The organism is Vibrio sp. Y10_XG_PY6 (assembly GCF_024181795.1).
Lineage (GTDB): Bacteria > Pseudomonadota > Gammaproteobacteria > Enterobacterales > Vibrionaceae > Vibrio > Vibrio diabolicus.
In genome coordinates this window covers 1-5,369 of the sequence record NZ_JAMZAQ010000013.1, presented here as the reverse complement: position 1 = coordinate 5,369, position 5,369 = coordinate 1, and the positions used below count along the sequence as shown (strand labels likewise).

The window sequence follows — 5,369 nt, the reverse complement described above, 5'->3', positions numbered from 1 at the left end:
ATAACTTGCGAAAGCACGATAAATCCGCCCTGTTGTAGCTGCTAGATGGGGATTGCGGAAAAGGAATAAGTGATGGGTGTTGTGAGACTGGAATGGGGGCCAAAAGCCTTACTCACAGCGCAGGGCAGCCCGAAAGGGTAAGAGAAAAAACTCCACGGAAAGCGACCACAAACAATGCTCAAACCCACTCAAAACGAGTCGGAAATGGGTAGGGGTCGGCGCAGCCGAAAGGGCTGAGAGCGCCGCCTTGTGTGGCAACCTTATCGTCCTTTTGGGCTTGTCCACAAAATAGCGTGGGCCTCTTAAAACGCCCCTTGAGCTATTTTCGGTGGTCAATGCCCAAAAAGAAAATCTTTGATTTTCAGAGGGGGGTCTGGGGGGAGGTTAACTCGCTTTTTTCCTCCTTAATCTTTGATATCCAGCTTGGGCGTTGTCTCTCGCTTTTGTTAGCTCAGCCGTTTCGACCTCAAATCTCTGTAGTTCTTCGGCATAGAGTCGTTTTATTTCTATGATCTGATCTTCTGTTTCTTGTTGAGCTTTTTTGACTGCGTTCTCTTTTCCACTGATTAACTGCTCGCGTTGTATCAGTTCATTTTTGAATTGATGAAGGTATTGAGTTTCGCTGTCCAGCTCCGCTCGAATCCGTTTTTCTTGCTCTTCGTACGCTGAACTTACTCGTTCTTCCGCCCAAGATTTCGCCTTTTGTTCATAGCTTTTTGCATTTGATTCAGCTTTTTTTACCCGTTCTTCTGCATCAAGTTGAGCCTCTTTTGCTGCGGCTATTTGGGTATTATTCAAGCCATTAAAGATGTAAATCGAAAGTGGTACCAGGACAAAGAAACTTAAAATAAACAAAGTCCAGATAGGCCACAGCCCTTTGAAAATAGGCCAAAATCCGTTGGCGCTGATAAAAGCGTAAACGAGGGGGTTGTCTCCTTCAAAATTGACCAGTCCCCATTGCTCGATATTCTCCTGGGCTTGCCAATAGTCGGTGATCAACACAGCCTGATCCATTTGGTGATAGCTCCAGTTTGCAGACCAGCAAATGCCGCCAAGTACAGCAAGTAACACAAACCATCTCATCGCAGATAAACCTCCGTAATATCAGGGCGGAAATGCCCCATTTCTTGAGACACAACTTCAAGAGCTTTCTCGTAGGTCATGTTTTTTTGCAGTTCACTCATGCGCTCTTGGGCGTAGCTATGCCTTAGGCCATGCGCTCCGGTACTCCAATTCAATGCTCGATTTGATGCAGTGGTGAAAGAACTGGACCAACGATTACCGCCATTAATGTCGTAATGACTGGTGTAGTTCACACCTCGATCGATAATACGCACTGGTTGATTAAGTTTGCGATCTTCCAATCTTTCGGCAAGGTCTTGGGGAATGAGAACTTCACGAACCAGACCGCCTTTCCCCTCTACGGTGTAACGTACTCCGTCTCGACCTGAGAATTTTTCTCCTAGTGCCGGCCTTGGATCGGGCGTGCGTACATTGATACGTTGCAGGGTATTCAGTTCATGTGCTCGGAGTCCGGCAGCGTGAGCTATTTCAGTCGAGAGAGCGTTGCGTTCAGTTTGTGCATTAGCAATCATTTTTGCTTGCTCAGGGGTATAAGAACGGGAGGATAGAATTTGCTGCTGTTCGGATTTAATAACTTCAAGTTTTTCCGTTTGGCCTAGTTTTCCTGTGACATTTTGCATCATGGATTGAATAGCCTGACGCTCCATATCTAAGGTTTTCTGCCCCACTTCTGTGGATCTATCGGTCAAATACTGGTGTGCCTGTTCTACCGTTAAATCTCGCAGACCACATTTAAATTCGGCATTGACGTGTTGAGCCACAATCGCCAGGCGTTCTTCGTAGTTGCGAACGGTGCCTACGCTAGAGATATTTTTACCTTGCATCTGCTTCATGACGTTAGCGGCCTGCTTTGCTGCAACGGCTTGGCGGTCTACGTTCTTTGCAAATTTAGCCATTTTTTTCTAACCACCTGAGAACAGTGGAGTGGGCGACTTTGACCCGTTTATTGGTACGAAGCCAACGCTGAAGTTCTGCACCAGTTGCGCCAGCTTGATGAAGCTCTAAGAGTTGATGGGTGTATTTGTCGAGGCGTGATTTTCGAGTGGAATAGGAGCGCTTCCGCATGGATTGAGTCTGAGCTTTCAGGGCAGAAAGTTCACTTTGAACATCAAAAACAGTCATGAATATCCTTGTAAGAACATACAATTCTGAGCAATTCAGAACAGCGACAACTTAATGCCTATTCGCCAGTTGAGTGCTATTGGGCACAAGGATTATCTGACCGTTTTCCATTTCCATTGTTCTTTGAGTGACGTTCAAAGAGCCGTCTCATTTCACCAGTTGAGAACTGTATTTCGCTATTTTTAGCGCCTCGGAATTAACTGCTCCGGTGAACATTTATCTACTCGCTGAGCTTTCGATACTCTGTTTATTTTCAGATTGAACAGGGAAAAACAAACTGCTTTCGAAGTAGCAACACTTATAAAACTGATTCACATCGTTAGACGTATCTTGCACAAAAATAAGAGTTTTTTCAAATTTCAGTTTGTATATGCGTTAAATAATATGCGTGAAAATCTAGGATCCCTTTTGGTATAAGCCCTCGCTAGGTTAAACTAAGTTCTAACCTAGCGAGGGCGTGAGCGTCCGAGAAATTTGCGAAGTGTCCCTCCCAATTTTGCAATGCGAAGCGAGCAAACAGGGAGGGGCGCTGAGTAAATTTGATGGGGGAATAAGGCTTCTGATTTAATCGTAACAATACAATCTGACGCGCTTCGCTTGTCCCATCCAATCACCAGGCAAGTTCAGCTTTGCTGATCTAGCCTGGTGATTGGATGCAAAATGGAAATGATTTAAGCAATCACGATTAAGTGAAATAGAAGGAGCAAGAGTTGGTAAGGGATATGAACTTGAAACGATATTTTTAAATCAATATTGAAGTGCATTTGCGATAGTCCTCGTGCTTTGGGCGGAGTTACCCTTTTAAAATCACTATCGCGTTCGTGCTGACTCAATTATACCAACGTCAAAATTTAATGCTCCCCCTAACAGCGTTCCGGGCGAGGCTTTTTGATGAACCAGTTTAAGATGAGGAATATTTCCTCAGGAACCATTCTCTTTTTTTAGTCTTCTTCGAATTGAGTGAACGCTGTTGAGAGTGAACTTATCTCCTCGCTGTGGCTTAAAGCCATTTTCATTCAGCCAATCTGCTGTTTTGGTTGGAGTGGTACCTTCCTGCATCATGCGCCAAATTTCTCTCTCGTAGTCCTTTCTTTCAGTGTGTTTTGTCTGTGACACCATAACCGGTTCGCTGGCTGTTTTTGGTTTTTTTATTTCTTTTGAATTGTCCGAAAAGTAATCTTTTATTTTGTCCGTACATATGCTTTCAATTAAGGCTGATATTGATAGTCCATTTTGTACAGCTATTTCTTGAAGTGATTCCTTGAAAGCCTTTGTACATCTCAGTTCAACTCTTTCAGATTTGTTTATTTTTGTCCGTACATTTTTGTTTGTGGTCATTGGTTTATATGTCCGTATATAGTGGTTTTATTTTGTCCGTACATTTTATGTTATGAGTCTGATTTTTACTAGGGTGTTTTGGCGTTTGGAAATTAGACATTACTGATACGGTGGAAGAGTGAAGAAGAAATTAATAAAGAGGGTTTCATGTTTTCTCGAGCTGTTTTTAGTGCGCTGTTATGTAGCGCACCTTTCATAGTGATTAGTGATAAAGCTCCGAACTGGGGGATTGTTTTAGCTTGGTTGTATATCTTGGCAATGATTGCTGTAGGCGTTATGGCATTAAAGGCCAAACGGATAAGTGCATGGTGCGATAAGCAGCTCGCTAAGAAGAATGACAAAAATGCACCGTAGAGGGTGGTTTTTGTTTCAAGCGAACGCGCTGACTTTTGCCCTGTAAATCGCCTTTAAAGCGTCACAAACTTTCAAGACGGTTTTGCTGTGTATAGGGTCAGGTTAGGGGTGAAAAAACGATTCTAGGGCTTTCTATGGAGCTAGATGGGCGTTTTTAGAAGGTATCTGGGGTATTTAACATATAACCAATAACGCGAACAAAACAAATCATTGCAGATAAATCCTTTTATCTGCAATGATTAGTTGTTACTGCTTAGTGTGTGTCTAAGTAGTCAACATTGTGGACATCATTGCCATCGAACTCGAATGTGATCCGCCAGTTTGCTGAGACATTCAAAGACCAAACCTTGGGCTTTTTCTCGTTAAAAGAATGCAAGTTTTTACCTGGAAGGTCGAAGTCATCTTCACATGTAGCGGTATCTAAAGCGTTGAGAATAATGTTGATAGGCTTGATGTGACGTTGATCTACACTTTGAGTTTTGCCCTTCTCGGCAAATAGTTTTAGTTTTTTGGATTTATAGCTTTTAATCATTTTGGGCACCTCTTTAGTTTGGAATAATTGTTAAGGTGCATGAAGAATGTACAAAGAAATCTAGATTTCGGTCTAAACTTGTTATACGTTGTGTAAAGCAAAATTACAAAATCACATTGTAAAGATATTTTATATGCGTATAATTCCGGGCCTGCGAAAACTCTGAATTAGCATTAAGTATCTGTTTACAATAACTTCATGCAACTAACCATATTAACATGGTTTTTTTTGACCCGCAACGTTCCTCGTTGCGCAACTCGCAAATTTTTAAATTTTATTCTAGGAAATCAATATGTTTACGTTATTAAACCCAATGCACCCAGGGGAGTTTCTTAAAGAAGCTTATATGGAGCCAATGGAAATGAAGGTAACGGAACTTGCAGAGAAACTAGGAGTCTCCAAATCTTCCGTAAGTCGCCTTGTTACTGGTAAAAGTGAGTTAAGCTATGAAATGGCTATTCGCTTATCGAAGTTGTTTAAGCGTTCGCCTGAGGGCTGGATGGCTTTGCAAACAGCTTACGGGCTAAAACAAGCCAAAGACAAAATGGAGTGTGCTGTTTAGTAATAGACATGATTGCGATCTTTTAGTTTTGAACGTAATCTATTGCTCAGACGTGAAAAAACCGCTCTTGCAGGAGCGGTTTTTTCGGAATACTTACTGGTTTTGCGGCCTATGTAAGTCCTTTCATGATAGCCATATCACGTAAGCACTTCAAGTATTCCTGCTCTCTGTTTGGACTCAAGATGTATTGGACAGAGCGATGCGCGTCAGCCACCGATCAAGGGATGTTCCGTAGGTGGCAGGTAAAGGCACCGATCATAACTTGCGAAAGCACGATAAATCCGCCCTGTTGTAGCTGCTAGATGGGGATTGCGGAAAAGGAATAAGTGATGGGTGTTGTGAGACTGGAATGGGGGCCAAAAGCCTTACTCACAGCGC

At 42.8% G+C, this 5,369-nt stretch carries 7 protein-coding genes; 2 read left to right on the top strand and 5 right to left on the bottom strand.

The window, feature by feature from the left end; translation table 11 throughout:
- Window positions 1-384: 384 nt before the first annotated feature.
- The 4 genes from NL644_RS22995 to NL644_RS22980 form a co-directional block, all read right to left on the bottom strand.
- Complete coding sequence (locus NL644_RS22995; RefSeq protein ID WP_253658826.1) at window positions 385-1,071, bottom strand: hypothetical protein; 687 nt, start codon at window positions 1,069-1,071, stop codon at window positions 385-387.
- A gap of 8 nt (window positions 1,072-1,079) precedes the next feature.
- Window positions 1,080-1,979 (bottom strand): site-specific integrase, encoded by a 900-nt coding sequence (locus NL644_RS22990; RefSeq protein WP_253658825.1) that lies wholly within the window; start codon window positions 1,977-1,979, stop codon window positions 1,080-1,082.
- On the bottom strand, window positions 1,972-2,205 hold the full coding sequence (locus tag NL644_RS22985; RefSeq protein ID WP_238777790.1) for a hypothetical protein: 234 nt from the start codon (window positions 2,203-2,205) through the stop codon (window positions 1,972-1,974). The genes NL644_RS22990 and NL644_RS22985 overlap by 8 nt, the downstream gene beginning before the upstream one ends.
- A 921-nt stretch (window positions 2,206-3,126) precedes the next feature.
- Window positions 3,127-3,543 (bottom strand): recombinase family protein, encoded by a 417-nt coding sequence (locus tag NL644_RS22980; protein ID WP_253658824.1) that lies wholly within the window; start codon window positions 3,541-3,543, stop codon window positions 3,127-3,129.
- A gap of 147 nt (window positions 3,544-3,690) precedes the next feature.
- Here NL644_RS22980 and NL644_RS22975 point away from each other — a divergent pair, with 147 nt between their 5' ends.
- Window positions 3,691-3,897, top strand: coding sequence for a hypothetical protein (locus NL644_RS22975; protein ID WP_253658823.1), 207 nt, complete (start codon window positions 3,691-3,693; stop codon window positions 3,895-3,897).
- A gap of 253 nt (window positions 3,898-4,150) precedes the next feature.
- Here NL644_RS22975 and NL644_RS22970 read toward each other — a convergent pair whose 3' ends face one another.
- Window positions 4,151-4,429 carry a type II toxin-antitoxin system RelE/ParE family toxin gene (locus NL644_RS22970; protein ID WP_253658822.1) on the bottom strand — a complete coding sequence of 93 codons (279 nt, stop codon included), beginning with the start codon at window positions 4,427-4,429 and terminating at the stop codon, window positions 4,151-4,153.
- Between the two features lie 292 nt (window positions 4,430-4,721).
- Here NL644_RS22970 and NL644_RS22965 point away from each other — a divergent pair, with 292 nt between their 5' ends.
- The gene (locus NL644_RS22965; protein WP_253658821.1) at window positions 4,722-4,991 is read left to right on the top strand and encodes a HigA family addiction module antitoxin; all 270 of its coding nucleotides are present in this window, start codon (window positions 4,722-4,724) and stop codon (window positions 4,989-4,991) included.
- The last annotated feature ends 378 nt before the right edge of the window (window positions 4,992-5,369 follow it).